Consider the following 20,029-nt stretch of genomic DNA (forward strand, 5'->3'; position numbering starts at 1 on the left):
GGCAGGCAATGTGACTGATGGTGCTGGTCACAGCGCATGCAACACGCCGGAAGCCCCGGAATCGAGCCGGTTCGACTATCGCGAAATTCTTGCGTAGACTGGTTCACCGGTGTTGAAAAGCATCACAGGCTGTTGTGCGGCCTGAAACATGGATTCGATCCATAGGGTAGTGGCGCAATTGGTAGCGCAGCGGTCTCCAAAACCGCAGGTTGCAGGTTCGAGTCCTGTCTGCCCTGCGCAGGCTGTTCCGGCGGAAACGCCGGGACTAGCGCAGCAACCATGGCTCTGATCAGGGCCGGGTCAACGACTTTTCAAGGTGAGTGAGGACCAGGTGACCGAAACAGCTGCCAGCAGCTCGAAGGGCCGTCCTGCCAAGAAAGCCGAAGCCGGTTTCTTTGCCCGGATCGCTCTCTTCGTCCGCCAGGTCATCGGCGAGCTGAAGAAGGTTGTCGCTCCGACCCGTAAAGAACTGATCAACTACACGCTCGTGGTGCTGGTGTTCGTCGTCATCATGATGGTCATCGTGACTCTCCTGGATCTTGCCTTCGGCACAGGTGTCAGCTGGGTCTTCGGAGGGTCAGGCGCTACGGACCGCTAAGCGGATCTGTCCGCAAGCCATGTGAAACCCCTGGAAGCAGGGATTTTGCGGGGCTTGCGGAATTGAGCCATTTAAATAGGCATGTTAGGCAATGAGGAAGCAGGAGACCAAGTGTCTGAGCAGGAGCTCGAGGTAAACGAGACTGAGCTGGATGGGACCGAAGAGAACACGACCGCTGCTGCGGACGAGTCCGAGGTCGATTCCGCTGCACCCGAAACTGCCGACGTCGACGATTCCGAAGAGGCTTTCGAGGCTGACGTAGACGACGAATCCGACGATGAGTCGGACGGCGACGAAGCAGACAGCGACGACGAAGCGGAAGGCGTTTCCCTGGAAGCCGCTGCCGCTGCCGCACCGGTGGACCCCGCCGAGGAGTTCAAGTCCAAGCTGCGCCGCCAGGAAGGTGACTGGTACGTCATCCACTCCTACGCCGGCTACGAGAACCGCGTGAAGGCCAACCTCGAGACCCGTATCCAGACCCTGGACATGGAAGATTACATCTTCGAAATCCAGGTCCCCATGGAAGAGGTCGTGGAGATCAAGAACGCGCAGCGCAAGGTGATCAACCGCGTGCGCATCCCCGGCTACGTCCTGGTCCGCATGGACCTGACGGATGCTTCCTGGGGCGCCGTTCGCCACACCCCCGGTGTCACCGGCTTCGTGGGCAACGCCCACAACCCCGTGCCGCTGCGCCTGGACGAAGTCTTCTCCATGCTCGCCCCGGTCTTCGAAGAAGAGCAGGCTGAGAAGGGCAAGCCGGTCAACAAGCAGCAGCAGGCTCCCGTGGCCGTCGACTTCGAGGTCGGCGAGTCCGTCATCGTCAAGGAAGGTCCGTTCGAGACCCTTCCCGCTACGATTTCCGAGATCAAGCCCGAGTCGCAGACCCTCGTGGTGCTGGTTTCGATCTTCGAACGCGAAACCCCGGTTACGCTCGCCTTCAACCAGGTCACCAAGATTTAGTTGATTCAAAGATTTCGCTCCCGGCCGCCTGCTTAGCGGTCCGGAAGCGGCCGGCCGCCTTGCCATGGCGGCCACCAACCTGGGACGCGCTCCTGTGCCCCAGGAAGCTATTGAGAGAAGGACCCTACATTGGCTCCCAAGAAGAAGGTCACCGGCCTCATCAAGCTGCAGATCCAGGCAGGTGCCGCCAACCCGGCTCCGCCGATCGGTCCTGCGCTTGGCCAGCACGGTGTCAACATCATGGAATTCTGCAAGGCGTACAACGCTGCTACGGAATCCCAGCGCGGAAACGTTATCCCGGTGGAAATCACGGTCTACGAAGACCGTTCCTTCACCTTCATCACCAAGACCCCGCCGGCTGCAGAGCTCATCAAGAAGGCTGCAGGCGTTGCCAAGGGTTCCGCTACCCCGCACACCGTGAAGGTTGCCAAGCTGACCCAGGCACAGGTCGAGGAAATTGCTTCCACCAAGATGGAAGACCTCAACGCCAACGACATCGCGGCAGCAGCCAAGATCATCGCCGGCACTGCCCGCTCCATGGGCATCACCGTCGAGGGCTAATACAGCCTTCACCCGCCGGGCAACCGGCATCTGAAACATTGAAATGTCGCAGGATCCTTGCCGGATCCACGACTGTGGCAGGGCCCAGCGCGGTCCGCAGACCACAACTGCACAAGGAGAAACAAGCAGCATGGCAAAGCGCAGCAAAGCATATGAGGCAGCCGTAGCCAAGATCGAGGCAGACAAGGTCTACGCCCCGTTCGAGGCCATCAGCCTGGCAAAGGAAATCAACCCGTCCAAGTTCGACGCAACGGTTGAGGTCGCTTTCCGCCTCGGCGTTGACCCCCGCAAGGCTGACCAGATGGTCCGCGGTACGGTCAACCTCCCCCACGGCACCGGCAAGACCGCCCGTGTCCTGGTTTTCGCAACCGGTGACAAGGCTGAGGCAGCAATCGCAGCCGGCGCCGACTTCGTTGGTTCCGATGACCTGATCGAAAAGATCGCAGGCGGCTGGACCGACTTCGACGCAGCCGTTGCCACCCCTGACCTCATGGGCAAGGTTGGCCGCCTCGGTAAGGTCCTCGGCCCGCGTAACCTCATGCCGAACCCGAAGACCGGTACGGTTACCCCGGATGTCACCAAGGCTGTCAACGACATCAAGGGCGGCAAGATCGACTTCCGCGTCGACAAGCACTCGAACCTGCACTTCATCATCGGCAAGGTTTCCTTCGACGCCATCAAGCTGGCCGAGAACTACGCAGCAGCACTGGAAGAGGTGCTTCGTTTGAAGCCGTCCGCTTCCAAGGGCCGCTACATCCAGAAGGCTACCGTCGCCACCACGTTCGGCCCGGGCATCACCGTTGACCCGAACGTCACCAAGGTTCTCACCGAGGCGTAAGCTTCGCGGAGCTTGGCTCTGAAAGGACCGTCCGGCTTTTGCCGGGCGGTCCTTTCTCATTCCCACCATGGTCTTGTCCCGCCCAAGGCCGGGCCATAGGCTGTGGGGCGTGACGTCGTCGAACGCTCCAAACGGCAGCGCGCTCGTGGTTGGGCGCATCGGCGTTCCCGCGAGCCCTGAGACTGAGGCGTCGGCCGACTTCCTGGCCTTCCACCGGATGCGTGTAGCCCATGAAACCGCGCTGTGGGGGAACGCCGACCGGGCACCCACTCTCGCCGAGGACATCATGTTCTGGCTCGGCAACGAATACGAAGAACGCCACGTGTACCTCGCACGGCTCGGCGGCACCGTGGTGGGCAGCGGTACGCTGACGCTTCCCTTGAGCGAGAATACGACGACGGCGGGCGTGGACGTGCTGGTGGACGCCGGCTACCGGCGGCGAGGCATTGGGACGGCGATCCTGGAACACCTGGAAGATACAGCCCGTGCGCGGGACCGGGTGTCCTTCGACGGCTATTGTGGAGCGCCCATCGTGCCCGGCGTTCCGTTGTTGGAAGCGAAGTCGGGCAGCGGTGGATTCCCGCTGGAGTCCGACGCCACCCGTTTCGCCGTACGCCATGGCTATTCGCTGGAGCAGGTGGAGAGCAACAGCACGCTGTCACTGCCTCCTGACGGGGAACTCTTGGCCGCTCTTGAGTCCCGGGCCCTGCCGTTAGCGCAGGGCTACAGCGTCATCGCTTGGCGGGACAGGTGTCCGGATGCGCTGGTGGACGCGTTCGCTGCCTTGAAAAGCCTGATGAGCACCGAGGTTCCCATCGCTGGATTGGGGTGGGAGGGCGAGGAGTGGGACACCGCCCGCGTGCGGCAAGAGGAAGCAACATGGCGGTCAAGCGGCATCGATGCGATCATCGCGGCGGCGCAGCATGAAGCTTCGGGAGAGTTGGCTGCCTACACTGTGCTGATCCACCGTGCGGAAGCGCCGGCCGTGATCTACCAGGAAGACACCCTGGTGGCACCCGGACACCGTGGGCACCGGCTGGGCATGTTGGTGAAGATCGCCAATCTCCGCCAGACCGGAGTTACGTGGCCGGACGCCACCCGGGTGATGACATGGAACGCCAGTGAAAACCGGCATATGCTGGCCATTAATATCGCCTTGGGATTCAAGCCTTCCGGCTTTGAAGGCGAATGGCAGAAACGGCTGGGATGACTGTAGACGAGGCGAAAACCGTTCAGGTGGAGCAAGTGTGGGTGCCGGATAACCTGGACAGCCCCGATGCCAAGGATTTCCTGGACGCGGTGGAAGTTGGCCGGCGAGTACGCATGCAGACGTGGGGGAGCGACGACCTCGCGTACACGCCCTTGGAGAAACTGCTGGAGTTTTCCGACCCCTATGAGCGCCAGATCATCCTGGTGGCCAAGATCGACGGTGAGATCGTGGGTACCGTGGACATCGCCCTTCCCTTGATGGACAACATGGACCTCGCCGAGTTCACCCTGGACATCCTTCCCGAATACCAACGGCAAGGCGTTGGCCGCCAGCTGCTGGACGCGGCCGAGCAACTGGCCCGCGCGGAGGGACGCACCATGATCCTGGTGGACACCAACCATCCGGCGACGTCCCTGACCGAGATCCCCGAGGACCAATTGATCCCGGGCAGCGGCCCGGGGTTTGTCCCCGTCAGCAGCCGGGAAGTGGATTTTGCCCAGCGCGCGGGTTATACCCTGCAGCACATTGAGCAGTTCAGCTCCTGCATCCTTCCGCTTGATACCAAGCTGGTAGCCGATCTCCAGGCCGAGGCAGAGGAGACGAACGCCGGCCGTTACGCCCTGCACCACTGGACGGACCGCTGCCCCGCTCCGTGGCTGGAGGCAGTCGCCGAGCTTGAGAATGCAGCCGGCGAGGTAGTCCATGGCGACGACGAGGAGCAGGATCCTGCAGCCGGGAGTCCCGGGATGGTTTTCGACGTCGGCGTCCTGCGCGAAACGGAAGACGCCGCCTTGGCGCAGGGCCGGCGAACGGTGGTGACCGCCGTCGAACATCTCGCGTCCGGTCGACTGGTGGGCCTGACCACCATCAGTGTCCTGGCGCATCGCCAGGACGTGGTGTTCCAGGACGATACCTTGGTGCTGCAGGAACACCGGGGGAACAAGCTGGGCCTGCTCATCAAGGTGGCCAACATGGAACGCCTGAGCGAGCAGTTCCCGGATGCCCGGGTGATCTACACCTGGAATGCACCGGAGAACCGCTACCTCCTCACCGTGAACAAGCAATTGGGGTTCACGACGGCGGGAGTCACCGGTCTGTGGCAGAAGGAACTTCCGGATCGGGCACCCAAGGTCACATCATCGGACTAGGGATCCAGGCCCCGATTTGGTTTGCTGAACACTCTCCCGTAATCTTGAAGTACCAAAGACCGTCGGTTGATGGGAATCCACCCTTTCGAGCACAGCTCAACTCTGTAGCCACGCCCGTGAGAACAAGGTGAATTCCTTGACGAAGGACCCTGACATAGGGCGGCCAACGCAGGTGAACGAGTTGAGTCTCCACAGCCAAGCTGTGTTGAGCCAAGCCCCGTGCATCTGCGCGGGGCGTTTTTAGTTTTAGCTCTCATGAGCGGGGACCCGGAAGGCCGGCTTTATTCCCCGGAAGGAGGGTTATGACAACGCCTAGCAAGGTCTCCGCAGTTGCAGAGATCACCAACGATTTCAAGGAATCGACCGCGGCTGTCCTGACCGAATACCGTGGGCTCTCTGTTGCGCAGCTCAAGGAACTCCGTGTTGCTCTCGGCCAGGACACCAAGTTCTCGGTCGTCAAGAACACCCTGAGCGCCATCGCAGCCAAGGAAGCTGGTGTCGACGCATTCGACGGTCAGCTTTCCGGCCCCACTGCGATCGCCTTCATCAAGGGCGACGCCGTTGCTGCTGCCAAGAGCCTTACGGACTTTGCCAAGGCCAACAAGCAGCTGGTCATCAAGACCGGTCTGTTCGAAGGCAAGGCACTTGACTCTGAGGGTGTTGCCGCACTGGCTGCCCTTGAGTCCCGCGAGTTCCAGCTTGCACGTGTTGCCGGTGTCCTCAAGGCTCCTGCATCCGCTGCTGCACGCATCATCGATGCCCTGCGCCTCAAGCTTGAAGAAGAGGGCGGCGCACCTGCTCCGGCCGCTGAAGAAGCACCGGCCGCTGAAGAGGCTGCTGCAGAGGAAGCTGCGGCTCCGGCCGAAGCTGCTGAAGCCGCAACCGAAGAGAACTAAGTTCTCCCCCCAATCAAACTCCGGTGCATGGAGCGGCAGAGTCCGGATCCGCACCACCTAATGGAAGGACGCCACCATGGCGAAGCTCAGCAACGAAGAGCTCATTGAAGCTTTCAAGGAACTGACCATCATCGAGCTCTCCGAGTTCGTCAAGCTCTTCGAAGAGACCTTCGAAGTTACGGCTGCTGCTGTTGCAGTTGCTGGCCCCGCTGCCGGCGGTGCCGCTGAAGCTGCTGAAGAGAAGACCGAATTCGACGTCATCCTCGAAGCTGCTGGCGACAAGAAGATCGCAGTGATCAAGGAAGTTCGCGCCATCACTTCCCTCGGCCTCAAGGAAGCCAAGGACCTGGTTGACGGTGCACCGAAGGCTGTTCTCGAAGGCGCCAACAAGGAAGCCGCAGAGAAGGCCAAGGCTCAGCTCGAAGAAGCTGGCGCAACGGTTACCATCAAGTAACTCGTTCTGCTTGGGGAAGCCCCGTCCGGTTCGCCGGGCGGGGCTTCCTGCTATTAACACGCCCGTGTGCCCACCCAACCCAACTGTGAGTCTTGACAGTGGCTGGTCTGGGACTGGCTGGCAGGACCTGCTCCAATGAGCGCTCAATGGAGCAGGTCCTGTCCCCTACTTGGGAATGATCAGTTGGGTTCGCTGATGTCCGCTACGGTGGCGTTGAGCGCGGACGTGAGGGCGTCCGCGTCCACGAAGGCGCTGCGGCCGTGCGCCCCGGCGCCCATGGAGATCCGCCGTCCCGTGATGGTCGCATCCGCGTAGACCGGCCACGCGGTGGTGCTGCCCAGGGGAGTGATGGTTCCCCGTTCGTAGCCGGTCGCGGCAAGGGCCACGTCCGCGTGCGGCAGCGAGAGCTTGTTCACGCCCACCAACGCCCGCAGCTTGGGCCAGGAGATCTGCCGGTCGCCCGGAATCAGGGCGAACAGGAAGCTGCCGTCCCGGTGCTTGACCACGAGGGACTTGACGATGTCTCCGGGGCTGATGCCCAGGATTCCGGCCGCCTCTTCAAGGCTGCGGGCGGCGGGACGTTCGACGACGTCCACCTCCAGTCCGCGTGCGGCGGCATCCTCGAGGAAGCGCTCCGCTCCGTTGGCTGTCTGGCTCATGGGCTTGGGTCCTTCTTAGTTGCTGGAGTGTCAGTCGCCTGGGCTTCAGTCACGGTACAGCAGGAGGGCCTCGCCCTGGCCTCCACCGCCGCACAGGGAAACTGCGGCCTTGCCGGTTCCCCGGCGCTTGAGTTCGTGGGCCGCATGCAGGGCAAGACGGGCACCTGATGCGCCGATGGGGTGGCCAAGGGCGATGGCGCCGCCGTGGATGTTGCACTTCTCCAGCGGGTACTGCAGGTCCTTGAGCGACTGGACGGCCACCGAGCCGAAGGCCTCGTTGATCTCGATGAAGTCAAGGTCCTCCGCGGTCCAGCCTGCCTTCTTCAAGGCCTGCGCAATTGCGTTGGACGGCTGCGAATGGAGGGAATTGTCCGGCCCGGCCACCTGGCCCGGCTTGCCCACGACGGCGAGGTAGTCCAGGCCGTTGTCCCGTGCGAAGCGGCGGCTCGCCAGCACCAGTGCGGAGGCGCCGTCGGACAGGGGAGAGGAGTTGCCCGCCGTGATGGTGCCGTCCGTGGCGAAGGCTGCCTTCAGCGGAGCCAGGGTTTCGATGGTGGTGTTGGGGCGGATGCCTTCGTCCGTGGTGAGGACCAGCGGATCCCCCTTGCGCTGCTTGACGCTTACCGCAGCGATCTCGACGTCGAAAATTCCGTCCGCGGCCGCAGCGGCGGCGCGTTGGTGGGAAGCGGCAGCCACCTCGTCCTGGGCGCGGCGGTCGATGCCGAGGGTCACGTTCTTGGATTCCGTGGAGAGACCCATGGACTGGCCGTCGAAGGCATCCGTGAGGCCATCGTGCGCGGCGGCATCCAGGGCCTGGATGGAGCCATAGGTCCACCCCTGGCGTGAGCCCGGCAGCAGGTGCGGGGCACGCGTCATGGATTCCTGCCCGCCGGCCACCACTACCGTGGCATCGCCGCTGCGGATCATCCGGGCAGCGTCAATGACGGCCGTCAGCCCGGAGAGGCACACCTTGTTGATGGTCACGGCAGGGATGTTCCAGCCGACACCGGCCGCGATCGCGCTCTGCCGGGCGGGATTCTGGCCCGCGCCGGCTTGCAGGACCTGGCCCATGATCACGGCGTCCACCTGTTCGGCTTTGACGCCGCTGGACGCCAGGGCGGCTGTAATGGCGTGGGCGCCAAGGTCGACGGCGGTGAATCCCGCCAGCTGCCCGTTGAGGCGGCCCTGCGGAGTCCGGGAAGCGGCAAGGATGACAACGTCATTGTCGTCAGCGGAGGTGGTCATGGTCTCTCTTCCAGTCCGGTGGTGTTACTGCAAGGCTATCGCGGGGTGCGTGCGCAGGTATCCGTTCCAACGAATGTGGGCGCCGCGGCATTCCAGGGCTTAGGTGCCTGCAGCAACGGTGCTTGCATTCACGGACGATCTGGGGTAGACAGGAAGGCTGCTTTGCCGTATTGTAGATATTTGCGTCTTCCCTGTTAACCTTCAGCCTTCATATAGCGGTGGGCTTTACCTCTCAGCTGCGTCAATTGGCATGCCGTCCATAGCGTGCAAATGCCTTTTGCAGGGCTGGGTCCGGGTCATATAGCGGAACCGGATTAAGTATGCTGCGGAGCACTCCGCAACATGCAAACGGGGGAGATCTGAAAACGCCTGAAGGTCTGTGGAAGGATCCCTCTTGGTCGCCTCGAGCACCTCTAATAACGAAACCGCTAACACGGCAAGCACCGATGGTGCCACCCGCCGCCTCTCATTCGCAAAGATTCACGAACCCCTTGATGTTCCGAATCTTCTCGCCCTGCAGACAGACAGCTTTGACTGGCTGGTCGGAAACGAACGCTGGCAGGCGCGGGTAGCGAAGGCTGTCGAGGAGGGCGACCTCAGCGTCGCCACCACCTCCGGACTTGCCGACATCTTCGAAGAGATCTCCCCGATCGAGGACTTCCAGGGCACCATGTCCCTGAGCTTCTCCGAGCCGGAGTTCGCTGACCCGAAGTACACCATGGCCGAATGCAAAGACCGTGACGCCACCTACTCGGCTCCCTTGTACGTCAAGGCCGAGTTCATGAACAACAACACGGGCGAAATCAAGCAGCAGACCGTGTTCATGGGCGACTTCCCGCTCATGACCGAAAGGGGAACCTTCGTGGTCAACGGCACCGAGCGTGTTGTTGTTTCCCAGCTGGTCCGTTCGCCCGGCGCTTACTTCGAGCGCGCTGCCGACAAGACCAGCGACAAGGACATCTTCACCGCGAAGATCATCCCCTCGCGTGGTGCTTGGTTCGAGCTCGAAATCGACAAGCGCGACCAGGTCGGCGTTCGCCTCGACCGCAAGCGCAAGCAGTCCGTCACGGTACTGCTGAAGGCCCTCGGCTGGACCGAAGGCCAGATCCTGGAAGAGTTCGGCCAGTACGACTCCATGCGCGCAACGCTGGAGAAGGACGCCACCGAAACCCGCGAAGACGCGCTTTTGGACATCTACCGCAAGCTGCGTCCGGGCGAGCCGCCCACAGTCGAGGCTGCCCAGTCCCTGCTGGACAACCTGTACTTCAACCCGAAGCGTTACGACCTCGCCAAGGTTGGCCGTTACAAGATCAACCGCAAGCTCGGCATCGACCGCTCCCTTGGCGACAAGGAAGCTTCGGTCCTGCACGTCGAAGACATCGTTGCCATGATCAAGTTCCTCGTCGCGCTGCACGCCGGCGAGAAGACCATCATGGGCAAGCGCGATGGCGAAGACCACGAGCTCCGCGTCGAGATCGATGACATCGACCACTTCGGCAACCGTCGCATCCGCGCCGTTGGCGAACTGATCGAGAACCAGGTCCGCACCGGCCTGTCCCGCATGGAACGCGTCGTCCGCGAACGCATGACCACGCAGGACGTCGAGGCCATCACGCCGCAGACCCTGATCAACATCCGTCCGGTTGTGGCAGCCATCAAGGAGTTCTTCGGAACGTCCCAGCTGTCGCAGTTCATGGACCAGAACAACCCGCTGTCGGGTTTGACCCACAAGCGCCGTCTTTCGGCCCTTGGCCCGGGTGGTCTGTCCCGTGACCGTGCAGGCATGGAAGTCCGGGACGTCCACCCGTCCCACTACGGACGTATGTGCCCCATCGAAACCCCTGAAGGCCCGAACATTGGTCTGATCGGTTCGTTGGCTTCCTACGGCCGCATCAACCCGTTCGGCTTCATTGAGACCCCTTACCGCAAGGTTTCCAACGGTGTGGTTTCCGACGACGTCGAATACCTGACTGCCGACGACGAGGCCGAGGTCCTGATCGCACAGGCCAACGCTCCGCTGGACGCTGACAAGCGCTTCTCCGAGGAGACCGTCCTTGTCCGTGCCCGTGGTGGTGGAGGCGAGCCGGTTCTGGTTCCCGCTGCAGATGTCCAGTTCATGGACGTTTCCCCGCGCCAGATGGTGTCCGTGGCAACTGCCCTGATCCCGTTCCTGGAGCACGACGACGCCAACCGCGCACTCATGGGTGCCAACATGCAGCGCCAGGCTGTGCCGCTGGTCCGTTCCGAGGCTCCGTTCGTGGGCACCGGCATGGAGCGCGCCGCAGCAGTCGACGCCGGTGACGTGGTCATCGCGAAGAAGGCCGGTGTGGTCACCGAGGTTTCCGCCGAGCTCGTTGTGATGATCAACGATGACGGCACGGAAACCAACTACCGCATCAACAAGTTCGCCCGCTCCAACCAGGGCAACTGCTACAACCACCGCGTCCTGGTCAACGAAGGCCAGCGCCTGGAAGTTGGCGGCATCATCGCTGACGGTCCCGCGACGGACCAGGGTGAACTCGCCCTCGGCAAGAACCTCCTCGTGGCATTCATGTCCTGGGAAGGCCACAACTTCGAGGACGCCATCATCCTGTCCCAGCGCATCGTCGCCGAGGACGTCCTTTCCTCCATCCACATCGAGGAGCACGAGATCGATGCCCGCGACACCAAGCTTGGTGCCGAGGAAATCACCCGTGACATCCCGAACGTGTCCGAGGAAGTCCTTGCAGGTCTCGACGAGCGCGGCATCATCCACATCGGTGCCGAGGTTGAAGCCGGCGACATCCTGGTAGGCAAGGTCACCCCGAAGGGTGAAACCGAACTGACCCCGGAAGAGCGCCTGCTCCGCGCCATCTTCGGTGAGAAGTCCCGCGAAGTCCGTGACACCTCCCTGAAGGTTCCCCACGGCGAGTCCGGTACGGTCATCGGCGTCCGCGTCTTCGACCGCGACAACGACGACGAGCTGCCCCCGGGCGTGAACCAGCTGGTCCGCGTCTACGTTGCAGCCAAGCGTAAGATCACCGACGGCGACAAGCTCGCCGGCCGCCACGGCAACAAGGGTGTTATCTCCAAGATCCTTCCGGTCGAGGACATGCCCTTCCTTGCGGACGGTACCCCGGTGGACATCGTCTTGAACCCGCTTGGTGTTCCGGGCCGTATGAACGTTGGACAGGTCCTGGAAACCCACCTCGGTTGGGTTGCCAAGACCGGCTGGAAGATCGAAGGCGAGCCGGAGTGGGTCAAGAACCTCCCGAACCTGCCCCGTGAAACCGGCCAGACCACCGTTGCCACCCCGGTGTTCGATGGCGCCCGCGAAGAGGAAATCACGGGCCTGCTCGATTCCACCAACGTGACGCGCGACGGCGACCGCCTGATCGACTCCTCCGGAAAGACCCGTCTGTTCGACGGCCGCTCCGGCGAGCCGTTCCCGGACCCGATCTCCGTCGGTTACATGTACATCCTGAAGCTCCACCACCTGGTGGACGACAAGATCCACGCACGTTCCACCGGTCCGTACTCCATGATCACGCAGCAGCCGCTGGGTGGTAAGGCACAGTTCGGTGGCCAGCGCTTCGGTGAAATGGAAGTGTGGGCGCTCGAAGCATACGGCGCCGCCTACACCCTTCAGGAACTCCTCACGATCAAGTCGGATGATATCCACGGCCGCGTGAAGGTCTACGAAGCCATCGTCAAGGGCGAGAACATCCCTGAGCCTGGCGTTCCGGAGTCCTTCAAGGTCTTGATCAAGGAAATGCAGTCGTTGTGCCTGAACGTGGAAGTTCTTTCCACCGACGGAACCACGATCGAAATGCGTGACTCTGATGACGCAGTCTTCACGGCTGCGGAGGAACTGGGCATCGATCTGTCTCGTGCAGAGCCCAGTTCCGTAGAAGAGGTCTAGCAGCCGTTCCGGCAGGCGGCACCAAGAATGCCGCCTGCCGGGCAGCTCCCTCTTTCCGTAACCAAGACTTCAGAATTTAGAGAACAAGAGAGAACAGGGACCATATGTCCAGCGAATCCTCCTTCGGCCTCATGCAGATCGGCCTCGCCACCGCGGAAGACATCCGTGGTTGGTCATACGGTGAGGTCAAGAAGCCGGAAACCATCAACTACCGCACTCTCAAGCCTGAGAAGGACGGTCTTTTCTGCGAGAAGATCTTCGGACCTTCCCGCGACTGGGAATGCTACTGCGGCAAGTACAAGCGTGTCCGCTTCAAGGGCATCATCTGTGAGCGTTGTGGCGTGGAAGTCACTCGCGCCAAGGTACGCCGTGAGCGCATGGGCCACATCGAGCTCGCCGCTCCCGTAACCCACATCTGGTACTTCAAGGGCGTTCCGTCGCGCCTTGGCTACCTCCTGGACCTGGCTCCGAAGGACCTTGAGAAGGTCATCTACTTCGCTGCCTACATGATCACCAGCGTTGACGAGGAAAACCGGCACGCTGAACTGCCCAACCTCCAGGTCGAGCATGACCTTGAGAAGAAGCAGATGGTGGACAACCGCGACAGCGACATCGCCACGATTGCCCGCGACCTTGAAGACGAGCTTGCCCGTCTTGAGGGCGAGGGTGCCAAGGGTGCAGACAAGAAGAAGGCCCGCGACTCCGCTGACCGCCAGATGGCGAACGTCCGCAAGCGTGCCGACGCCGACATCGAGCGCCTTGAGCAGGTCTGGGACCGCTTCAAGAACCTCAAGGTTGCCGACCTCGAAGGCGACGAAGGCCTGTACCGCGAACTGCGTGACCGCTACGGCATGTACTTCGAGGGCTCCATGGGTGCAGAGGCGATCAAGAAGCGCCTTGAAACCTTCGACATGCAGGCTGAGGCCGAGTCGCTGCGAGACACCATCCAGAACGGCAAGGGCCAGCGCAAGACCCGTGCGCTCAAGCGCCTCAAGGTTGTCAACGCATTCCTGACCACCAACAACAGCCCGCTCGGCATGGTTCTCGACGCCGTCCCGGTGATCCCGCCGGAACTGCGCCCGATGGTCCAGTTGGACGGTGGCCGCTTCGCGACCTCCGACCTCAACGACCTCTACCGCCGTGTGATCAACCGCAACAACCGACTCAAGCGACTGCTTGACCTCGGCGCCCCGGAGATCATCGTCAACAACGAGAAGCGCATGCTTCAGGAAGCTGTTGACAGCCTCTTCGACAACGGCCGTCGTGGCCGTCCCGTCACGGGTCCGGGCAACCGTCCGCTGAAGTCCCTGAGCGACATGCTCAAGGGCAAGCAGGGCCGTTTCCGCCAGAACCTCCTGGGCAAGCGTGTTGACTACTCCGGCCGTTCGGTCATCGTCGTCGGCCCGCAGCTGAAGCTGCACCAGTGTGGCCTGCCCAAGCAGATGGCCCTGGAGCTCTTCAAGCCGTTCGTGATGAAGCGCCTGGTTGACCTCAACCACGCCCAGAACATCAAGTCGGCAAAGCGCATGGTTGAGCGTTACCGTCCGCAGGTCTGGGACGTGCTGGAAGAGATCATCACCGAACACCCGGTGCTGCTCAACCGTGCACCTACCCTTCACCGCCTCGGCATCCAGGCCTTCGAACCGCAGCTTGTGGAAGGCAAGGCAATCCAGCTTCACCCGCTGGTTTGTGGCGCCTTCAACGCTGACTTCGACGGCGACCAGATGGCAGTCCACCTGCCGCTGAGCCCGGAAGCCCAGGCCGAAGCCCGCATCCTGATGCTGTCCTCGAACAACATCCTGAAGCCGTCCGATGGACGTCCGGTGACCCTGCCGTCGCAGGATATGATCATCGGCCTGTACCACCTGACCACCAAGCGCGTCGGCTCCGCCGGCGAGGGCCGCGTGTTCTCCTCGGTGTCCGAGGCCATCATGGCCTACGACGCCCGCGATCTTCATCTGAACTCCCAGGTCAAGATCCGCCTGGAGGACTTCGTTCCCTACGCAGGTTGGGAAGCTCCGGAAGGTTGGGAGCCCGGCCAGCCGGCGCTCGTTGAAACCTCCCTGGGCCAGGTTATCTTCAACCAGACGCTGCCTGAGGATTACCCCTGGGTCGAGGCTGTTGCGGACAAGGGCGAACTGTCCCGGATCGTCAATGACCTCGCCGAGCGCTACCCGAAGGTAGTAACGGCTGCCACGCTGGACAACCTGAAGGATGCCGGTTTCTACTGGGCAACCCGTTCGGGTGTCACGGTGGCAATCTCCGACATCGAGGTTCCGGACACCAAGCCGGGCATCCTGGCCGGTTACGAGAACATGGCTGCCAAGATCCAGGGCCAGTACGACAAGGGCCTGATCGACGACGACGAGCGTCGCCAGGAACTGATCGAGATCTGGAACAAGGCAACCAACGAGATCGCCCAGGCAATGCGCGACAGCCTGTCCCCGATGAACACCATCAACCGCATGGTGTCCTCCGGCGCACGTGGTAACTGGATGCAGGTCCGCCAGATCGCGGGTATCCGTGGTCTTGTGGCCAACCCGAAGGGTGAGATCATCCCGCGCCCCATCAAGTCCTCCTACCGCGAGGGCCTGTCGGTGCTGGAATACTTCATCGCCACGCACGGTGCCCGTAAGGGTCTGGCCGATACCGCTCTCCGTACCGCCAACTCGGGTTACCTGACCCGTCGTCTGGTGGACGTTTCGCAGGACGTCATTGTCCGCGAAGAGGACTGCGGTACCGAGCGCGGCCTGGTCACGCCGATCGCCGTTCCGGACTCCAACGGTGAGTTGGTCCTGGACGAGAACGTCGAGAACAGCGCCTACGCACGTACCCTGGCCGTCGACGTCGTCGATGCCGAGGGCAACGTCCTGGCACCTGCAGGCACCGACTGCGGCGACGTCGTCATCGACCAGCTGCTGGCTGCCGGCATCACCGAGGTCAAGGTCCGCTCCGTACTCACGTGTGAGTCCAAGGTGGGCACCTGTGCGCTTTGCTACGGCCGTTCGCTGGCCACCGGCAAGACCGTGGACATCGGCGAGGCCGTGGGCATCATCGCCGCACAGTCCATCGGTGAGCCCGGTACCCAGCTGACCATGCGTACGTTCCACACCGGTGGTGCTGTTTCCGCAGGTGGTGGCGATGACATCACCCAGGGTCTGCCCCGTATCCAGGAACTGTTCGAAGCCCGTACTCCGAAGGGTGTGGCACCGATTGCGGAAGCAGCCGGACGCATCACCATCGAAGAGTCCGAGCGTCAGATGCGCCTGGTGATCACTCCGGACGATGGCTCCGAAGAGATCGCCTACCCGGTACTGCGCCGGTCCCGCCTCCTCATCGAGGACGGCGACCACGTTAGCGTCGGACAGAAGCTGATCAACGGTCCGGTGGACCCGAAGCAGGTTCTGCGCATCATGGGTCCGCGTGCCGCACAGAAGTTCCTCGTGGACGAAGTGCAGGGCGTGTACCGCAGCCAGGGTATTGGTATCCACGACAAGCACGTGGAGGTCATTGTCCGCCAGATGCTGCGCCGCGTGACCGTCATCGAGTCCGGCGACTCCGAGCTGCTCCCCGGTGAGCTGGCAGAGCGCGCCCGCTTCGAGGATGAGAACCGCCGCGTCGTGTCCGAGGGCAAGGCACCGGCTTCCGGCCGTCCGGAACTTATGGGTATCACCAAGGCTTCCTTGGCTACCGAGTCCTGGCTGTCGGCAGCTTCCTTCCAGGAGACCACCCGCGTCCTGACGCAGGCGGCCATGGAAGGCAAGAGCGATCCGTTGCTCGGCCTCAAGGAAAACGTCATCATCGGTAAGCTCATCCCGGCTGGTACGGGTCTGCCGCGCTACACGCAGGTCACTGTGGAGCCGACGGAAGAAGCGAAGGCAAGCCTGTTCACGGGCCCCAGCGCTTTCACCGACTTCTCCTATGACGCCCTGGGCGGCGACGGTGCTCCCGAGTTCCACGCCATCCCGCTGGATGACTACGATCTCGGCAACGACTTCCGCTGAAATAACCGGCAGTAGTCATTGACTGAAGGCCAGGCCCCGCACTCATCGAGTGCGGGGCCTGGCCCGTTAACGCGTTGGCCTGTCCGGTGAGGCGGAGGAGGAGACCACGACGGCGGCGGCCCCCTGCCGCCGCCGTCCTCCATACACCCGATTAAGGTGCCGGATCAAGCCGTGCTAGACTTTTGGTAATTGTTCTGTGTGGCAGTGGATGATGGCCGCCGCAGCATCATTTTGGTTTTGTTCTCATGATGTTGGGTGGAGCTTGTTTCCGGGTTGCGGGCAACTTGCGCAACGAATGCCGCACTTTTGCACGCCTACCGGGAGTTCCGGCTGGCCGCGAGAGCAACGCCAAAGTTCCCACTGAGCACCGGCTGGCGCCTGTGTGTGGGGGCAGAGATCAAACAAACGGAGAACACGAAAGTGCCTACGATTAACCAGCTGGTCCGCAAGGGCCGCACGCCGAAGGTCTCCAAGACCAAGGCTCCCGCGCTGAAGGGCAGCCCGATGCGCCGCGGTGTTTGCACCCGCGTTTACACCACCACCCCGAAGAAGCCGAACTCGGCTCTTCGTAAGGTCGCACGTGTGCGCCTCAACGGTGGTGTGGAAGTTACCGCCTACATCCCCGGTGTTGGCCACAACCTGCAGGAGCACTCCATCGTGCTCGTCCGTGGTGGTCGTGTGAAGGACCTCCCGGGTGTCCGTTACAAGATTGTCCGCGGCGCCCTTGACACCCAGGGTGTCAAGAACCGCAAGCAGGCCCGCAGCCGCTACGGCGCAAAGATGGAGAAGAAGTAATATGCCTCGCAAGGGTCCGGCCCCCAAGCGGCCGCTCGTTTCAGATCCCGTTTACGGCTCCCCGTTGGTCACCCAGCTGATCAACAAGGTCCTCATCGACGGCAAGAAGTCCACCGCAGAGCGCATCGTCTACGGTGCCCTTGAAGGTGCCCGCGCCAAGACGGGCGGCGACCCCGTCGCAGCCCTGAAGAAGGCCATGGACAACGTCAAGCCTTCCCTCGAGGTGCGCTCCCGCCGTGTTGGTGGCGCCACCTACCAGGTTCCGGTTGAGGTCAAGCCGGGTCGCTCCACCGCCCTCGCTCTGCGTTGGCTCGTGGGCTACTCCAAGGCCCGCCGCGAAAAGACGATGACCGAGCGTCTCCAGAACGAAATCCTGGATGCGTCGAACGGTCTCGGTGCCGCTGTGAAGCGTCGCGAAGACACCCACAAGATGGCCGAGTCCAACAAGGCCTTCGCACACTACCGCTGGTAAAACTTCCCGGACGCCGCCGGCTCGACCGAGCCGGCGGCGAACGTGTAGTCCATCCGAAAGGGAGACCCCGTGGCACAGGACGTGCTTACCGACCTTAACAAGGTCCGCAATATCGGCATCATGGCCCACATCGATGCCGGCAAGACCACCACTACCGAGCGCATCCTGTTCTACACGGGTGTGAACCACAAGATCGGCGAAACGCACGACGGCGCTTCGACGACCGACTGGATGGAACAGGAAAAGGAACGCGGCATCACCATCACGTCCGCGGCCGTGACCTGTTTCTGGAACAAGAACCAGATCAACATCATCGACACCCCGGGCCACGTGGACTTCACGGTTGAGGTTGAGCGCTCCCTGCGCGTCCTCGACGGTGCAGTTGCCGTGTTCGACGGCAAGGAAGGCGTGGAGCCGCAGTCCGAGACTGTATGGCGCCAGGCCGACAAGTACAACGTTCCGCGTATCTGCTTCGTCAACAAAATGGACAAGCTCGGCGCTGACTTCTACTTCACCGTTGACACCATCGTTTCCCGCCTTGGTGCCAAGCCGCTGGTCATGCAGCTGCCGATCGGTGCCGAGAACGACTTTGTTGGCGTCGTTGACCTCCTTGAAATGCGCGCACTGGTTTGGCCGGGCGACGCCAAGGGTGACGTGACCATGGGCGCTTCCTACGAGGTCCAGGAAATTCCTGCCGACCTCAAGGAGAAGGCCGAGGAATACCGCGCACAGCTCGTTGAGACTGTTGCAGAGGCTTCCGAGGAACTCATGGAGAAGTACCTCGAAGGTGAAGAACTCACCCTCGAAGAGCTCAAGGCCGGCATCCGCAAGATGACCATCAACTCCGAGCTCTACCCGGTCTTCTGTGGTTCTGCGTTCAAGAACCGCGGTGTCCAGCCGATGCTCGACGCTGTTGTGGACTTCCTGCCGAACCCGCTCGACGTCCCCGCGATGATCGGCCACGATCCCCGCGACGAAGAGAAGGAACTGACCCGTAAGCCTTCCGCCGACGAGCCGTTCTCCGCTCTTGCGTTCAAGATCGCGGCACACCCCTTCTTCGGCCAGCTCACCTTCGTCCGCGTGTACTCCGGTCACGTGGACTCCGGTGCGCAGGTGGTCAACTCCACCAAGGGCAAGAAGGAGCGCATCGGCAAGCTCTTCCAGATGCACGCCAACAAGGAAATGCCTGTTGAGGGCGCTACCGCCGGCCACATCTACGCAGCGATCGGCCTGAAGGACACCACCACCGGTGACACCCTGTGCGATCCCGCAAACCAGATCGTCCTCGAGTCCATGAGCTTCCCGGAGCCCGTGATCTCTGTTGCGATCGAGCCGAACACCAAGGGTGACCAGGAGAAGCTCTCCACGGCTATCCAGAAGCTCTCCGCTGAGGACCCGACCTTCCAGGTCTCCCTCAACGAAGAAACCGGCCAGACCGTCATCGCGGGTATGGGTGAACTCCACCTGGACATCCTCGTTGACCGTATGCGCCGCGAATTCAAGGTTGAGGCCAACGTCGGCAAGCCGCAGGTTGCTTACCGCGAAACCATCAAGCGCGCTGTGGAGAAGGTTGACTACACCCACAAGAAGCAGACTGGTGGTTCGGGTCAGTTCGCAAAGGTCCAGGTCTCCTTCGAGCCCCTGGAAACCACGGACGGTACCTTCTACGAGTTCGAAAACAAGGTCACCGGTGGCCGTATTCCGCGTGAATACATCCCCTCCGTTGACGCTGGTATCCAGGATGCCATGCAGTTCGGTATCCTTGCCGGCTACCCGATGGTAGGCGTCAAGGCCAGCCTGATCGACGGCGCTTACCACGACGTCGACTCCTCGGAAATGGCGTTCAAGATCGCCGGTTCCCAGGTGTTCAAGGAAGGTGCCCGCAAGGCCAACCCCGTCCTGCTCGAACCGCTGATGGCCGTCGAAGTACGTACCCCTGAGGAATACATGGGCGACGTCATCGGTGACCTCAACTCCCGCCGTGGCATGATCCAGTCGATGGAAGATGCTGCAGGCGTGAAGGTGGTCCGTGCGAACGTGCCGCTGTCCGAAATGTTCGGCTACATCGGTGACCTCCGGTCCAAGACCCAGGGTCGCGCCGTGTACTCGATGACGTTCGACAGCTACGCGGAGGTCCCGAAGGCTGTTGCCGACGAGATCATCCAGAAGACCCGCGGCGAGTAATCACCCGGTAACGGTGCAATTCCGGTCCCGGGAAGGCATCTCAGCGTGAGTGGCGGGGCCACGGCGAAGGTCGTGGCCCGGCCCCCTGCGCGAACAGAGTCCAG

General features: G+C 62.2%; 15 protein-coding genes and 1 tRNA gene. 14 read left to right on the plus strand and 2 right to left on the minus strand.

Annotated elements, in window-relative coordinates; genetic code table 11:
- Positions 1-163: 163 nt before the first annotated feature.
- The 9 genes from ACIPV6_RS03470 (at position 164) to rplL (ending at position 6,665) form a co-directional block, all read left to right on the plus strand.
- Positions 164-236 (plus strand) — tRNA-Trp (locus tag ACIPV6_RS03470).
- Positions 237-316: 80 nt separating this feature from the next.
- Entirely contained in the window at positions 317-598 is a 282-nt protein-coding gene (gene secE, locus ACIPV6_RS03475) for a preprotein translocase subunit SecE (protein WP_387435083.1), read from the plus strand.
- A gap of 111 nt (positions 599-709) precedes the next feature.
- Complete coding sequence (gene nusG / locus ACIPV6_RS03480; protein WP_400269565.1) at positions 710-1,558, plus strand: transcription termination/antitermination protein NusG; 849 nt, start codon at positions 710-712, stop codon at positions 1,556-1,558.
- A gap of 129 nt (positions 1,559-1,687) precedes the next feature.
- Positions 1,688-2,119, plus strand: a complete 432-nt coding sequence (rplK, locus tag ACIPV6_RS03485) for a 50S ribosomal protein L11 (RefSeq protein WP_166183617.1) — start codon at positions 1,688-1,690, stop codon at positions 2,117-2,119.
- Between the two features lie 130 nt (positions 2,120-2,249).
- Positions 2,250-2,957, plus strand: a complete 708-nt coding sequence (gene rplA / locus ACIPV6_RS03490) for a 50S ribosomal protein L1 (protein WP_397325861.1) — start codon at positions 2,250-2,252, stop codon at positions 2,955-2,957.
- Between the two features lie 109 nt (positions 2,958-3,066).
- Entirely contained in the window at positions 3,067-4,167 is a 1,101-nt protein-coding gene (locus tag ACIPV6_RS03495) for a GNAT family N-acetyltransferase (protein WP_400269566.1), read from the plus strand.
- Positions 4,146-5,315, plus strand: coding sequence for a GNAT family N-acetyltransferase (locus ACIPV6_RS03500; protein WP_400269567.1), 1,170 nt, complete (start codon positions 4,146-4,148; stop codon positions 5,313-5,315). The genes ACIPV6_RS03495 and ACIPV6_RS03500 overlap by 22 nt, the downstream gene beginning before the upstream one ends.
- Positions 5,316-5,617: 302 nt before the next feature.
- Entirely contained in the window at positions 5,618-6,211 is a 594-nt protein-coding gene (rplJ, locus tag ACIPV6_RS03505) for a 50S ribosomal protein L10 (protein WP_400269568.1), read from the plus strand.
- Positions 6,212-6,287: 76 nt separating this feature from the next.
- The gene (rplL, locus tag ACIPV6_RS03510; protein WP_387435074.1) at positions 6,288-6,665 is read left to right on the plus strand and encodes a 50S ribosomal protein L7/L12; all 378 of its coding nucleotides are present in this window, start codon (positions 6,288-6,290) and stop codon (positions 6,663-6,665) included.
- Positions 6,666-6,844: 179 nt separating this feature from the next.
- On the opposite strand, the gene ACIPV6_RS03515 is transcribed toward rplL, so the two are convergent.
- A complete protein-coding gene (locus ACIPV6_RS03515; protein ID WP_400269569.1) occupies positions 6,845-7,324 on the minus strand; it encodes an aminoacyl-tRNA deacylase in 480 nt (159 codons plus the stop codon).
- A 45-nt stretch (positions 7,325-7,369) separates the two neighbouring features.
- Positions 7,370-8,569 (minus strand): acetyl-CoA C-acetyltransferase, encoded by a 1,200-nt coding sequence (locus tag ACIPV6_RS03520; RefSeq protein WP_400269570.1) that lies wholly within the window; start codon positions 8,567-8,569, stop codon positions 7,370-7,372.
- Positions 8,570-8,963: 394 nt separating this feature from the next.
- On the opposite strand from ACIPV6_RS03520, the gene rpoB reads away from it, so the two are divergent.
- The 5 genes from rpoB (at position 8,964) to fusA (ending at position 19,925) form a co-directional block, all read left to right on the plus strand.
- Positions 8,964-12,470, plus strand: a complete 3,507-nt coding sequence (gene rpoB, locus ACIPV6_RS03525) for a DNA-directed RNA polymerase subunit beta (RefSeq protein WP_400269571.1) — start codon at positions 8,964-8,966, stop codon at positions 12,468-12,470.
- A gap of 104 nt (positions 12,471-12,574) precedes the next feature.
- On the plus strand, positions 12,575-16,474 hold the full coding sequence (locus ACIPV6_RS03530; RefSeq protein ID WP_400269572.1) for a DNA-directed RNA polymerase subunit beta': 3,900 nt from the start codon (positions 12,575-12,577) through the stop codon (positions 16,472-16,474).
- Between the two features lie 420 nt (positions 16,475-16,894).
- Positions 16,895-17,269: a 30S ribosomal protein S12 gene (rpsL, locus tag ACIPV6_RS03535; RefSeq protein ID WP_009358312.1), complete on the plus strand. Its 375-nt coding sequence runs from the start codon at positions 16,895-16,897 to the stop codon at positions 17,267-17,269.
- Position 17,270: 1 nt separating this feature from the next.
- Positions 17,271-17,741: a 30S ribosomal protein S7 gene (gene rpsG, locus ACIPV6_RS03540; protein ID WP_021472399.1), complete on the plus strand. Its 471-nt coding sequence runs from the start codon at positions 17,271-17,273 to the stop codon at positions 17,739-17,741.
- A gap of 69 nt (positions 17,742-17,810) precedes the next feature.
- Positions 17,811-19,925: an elongation factor G gene (fusA, locus tag ACIPV6_RS03545; protein WP_397325852.1), complete on the plus strand. Its 2,115-nt coding sequence runs from the start codon at positions 17,811-17,813 to the stop codon at positions 19,923-19,925.
- The last annotated feature ends 104 nt before the right edge of the window (positions 19,926-20,029 follow it).

The organism is Paenarthrobacter sp. NPDC089988, from assembly GCF_044748465.1.
Lineage (GTDB): Bacteria > Actinomycetota > Actinomycetes > Actinomycetales > Micrococcaceae > Arthrobacter.

Excerpts from the sequence above, each read along its gene's own strand:
- ACIPV6_RS03520 (WP_400269570.1), bottom strand. The coding sequence starts at position 8,569 with ATGACCACCTCCGCTGACGACAATGACGTTGTCATCCTTGCCGCTTCC.
- rplL (WP_387435074.1), top strand. The coding sequence starts at position 6,288 with ATGGCGAAGCTCAGCAACGAAGAGCTCATTGAAGCTTTCAAGGAACTG.
- rplA (WP_397325861.1), top strand. The coding sequence starts at position 2,250 with ATGGCAAAGCGCAGCAAAGCATATGAGGCAGCCGTAGCCAAGATCGAG.
- rpsG (WP_021472399.1), top strand. The coding sequence starts at position 17,271 with ATGCCTCGCAAGGGTCCGGCCCCCAAGCGGCCGCTCGTTTCAGATCCC.
- ACIPV6_RS03500 (WP_400269567.1), top strand. The coding sequence starts at position 4,146 with ATGGCAGAAACGGCTGGGATGACTGTAGACGAGGCGAAAACCGTTCAG.
- rplJ (WP_400269568.1), top strand. The coding sequence starts at position 5,618 with ATGACAACGCCTAGCAAGGTCTCCGCAGTTGCAGAGATCACCAACGAT.
- ACIPV6_RS03515 (WP_400269569.1), bottom strand. The coding sequence starts at position 7,324 with ATGAGCCAGACAGCCAACGGAGCGGAGCGCTTCCTCGAGGATGCCGCC.
- ACIPV6_RS03530 (WP_400269572.1), top strand. The coding sequence starts at position 12,575 with ATGTCCAGCGAATCCTCCTTCGGCCTCATGCAGATCGGCCTCGCCACC.